The sequence below is a fragment of the Peribacillus sp. genome (genome assembly GCF_059453735.1).
The window spans coordinates 1-1,832 of the sequence record NZ_JAZVJO010000185.1; the positions used below are offsets into that span (position 1 = coordinate 1).

Below are 1,832 nucleotides of genomic sequence, written 5' to 3' on the forward strand. Positions count from 1 at the left end.
AAGGAGACGGTCTTGATGTGTTACAGGAAGGAGAAGCTACCTGTATAACGATTTGCGGAATGGGCGGTGCGTTAATTTCGCAGATCCTAGACCGCGGTAAGACTAAATTGTCAAAAGTTGAACGATTAATTCTGCAGCCGAATATCGCTGCCAATATCGTACGGAATTGGCTAAAAGAAAATGGTTGGGAATTGGTTGGTGAAGATATCGTTGAAGAAGACGGTAAGATTTATGAAATTCTGATCGCTGAAAAAGGAGATCCATTAAGGCCCTACGGAGACCAAATCGAAAATGGACTTTTATTTGGACCATTTTTACTAGCAGAACAAAGTGATGTATTTAAAAAGAAATGGAACTTCGAAAAAAGTCATTGGGAACGTATCCTCCGTCAAATGCCTGAAAAGGCAGAAAACCAAGAAACAGAAGCCAAACGAGAACAGTTGGTCCAGCTAATCAAACAAGTAAAGGAGATCCTTTAGAAATGAAAACGCCAAACGGATATGAAGTTATCGAGTTGTTTGAACAGTTTTCACCTAAAGCCTATGCAATGGATGGAGATCCAATCGGACTTCAGGCAGGCAGATTAAACAAACCAGTGTCTAAAGTACTTGTTGCCCTTGATGTGCTTGAGACAGTGGTGGATGAAGCGATTGAAGCAGGTGCAGGGCTGATTATTGCCCATCACCCGCTAATCTATCGTCCGTTGAAAAGAATTGATTTAGGAGCTCCTGAGGGGAGAATTCTTGAAAAGTTAATTAAACATGAGATTGCCGTGTATGCAGCTCATACAAATTTGGATGTCGCGTGGGGCGGAGTCAACGATTTACTTGCGGATGCACTCGGTTTGCAAGAGACAGAGGTGCTTAGTCCAACACATGAAACAACGCTTAAGAAATTGGTTACTTATGTACCTGAAGAGAACGCGGAAGCTGTTCGTGAAGCGTTAGGAAATGCTGGTGCTGGAGCAATCGGTCATTACAGCAGCTGCAGCTTCAGTGTGGAGGGAACAGGCATGTTTCTTCCGGAACAAGGAAGCAATCCGGTTATAGGTTCGAAAGGAACACTTGAACGTGTAAAGGAAGTTCGGATTGAAGTCATTTATCCTGAAACGATAGAGAAAAAGTTACTGTCTGTTTTATTTAAGGCTCACCCATACGAAGAGCCTGCCTATGATCTTTTCACTCTAGACAATAAGGGGGAATCGCTTGGGTTAGGGCGAGTGGGGATGCTTAAAGAAGAAATGACGTTGGGTGAATTTGCTGAGCATGTGAAGCGTGTCCTGGAAGTTCCTGCACTTCGTGTCGTCGGTAATCTTAATGCCATCGTCAAAAAAGCAGCTGTACTGGGCGGAGACGGTAACAAATATTTTCAAAGTGCCATCTATAAAGGTGCTGACGTTTATGTGACAGGTGATATGTATTATCATACTGCATTAGATGCCATGAGTTTGGGTCTTAATATTATAGATCCGGGTCATAACGTCGAGAAGGTCATGAAAAAAGGTGTGGCAGCAGAGATGACAAAACGCTGCGAAGAAAAAAAATTCCTGGTTGAGTTCATTCCTTCAACGATACACACCGATCCGTTTACATTTATGTGATTTTTATAAAATAAAGGAGGCTGTAGACAAACTCGGGTGGAAAAAGAGTTTGTCTACAGTCTTCTTTTTTAGTTTTTAAAATGCGGGTGTTGATTTCCGTTCCAGGCGTTTCGCTTTCCGCGGGCGGGCGGTGAGCCTCCTCATCGCTTACGCTCCTGCGGGGTCCTGTCCCGCTGTTCCCGCAGGAGTCTTCACGCCTTTCACTTCAATCAACAGTCTTTCTAAATTAAGT

General features: G+C 43.4%; 2 protein-coding genes. Both read left to right on the forward strand.

Going from position 1 to position 1,832, the window contains the following annotated elements:
• Positions 1-479, forward strand: a 479-nt coding sequence (locus tag AC52RT_RS06055) for a tRNA (adenine(22)-N(1))-methyltransferase (protein ID WP_495539912.1), incomplete at its 5' end; no start/stop codon positions are given.
• A 2-nt stretch (positions 480-481) separates the two neighbouring features.
• Positions 482-1,600, forward strand: coding sequence for a Nif3-like dinuclear metal center hexameric protein (locus tag AC52RT_RS06060; protein ID WP_495539913.1), 1,119 nt, complete (start codon positions 482-484; stop codon positions 1,598-1,600).
• The last annotated feature ends 232 nt before the right edge of the window (positions 1,601-1,832 follow it).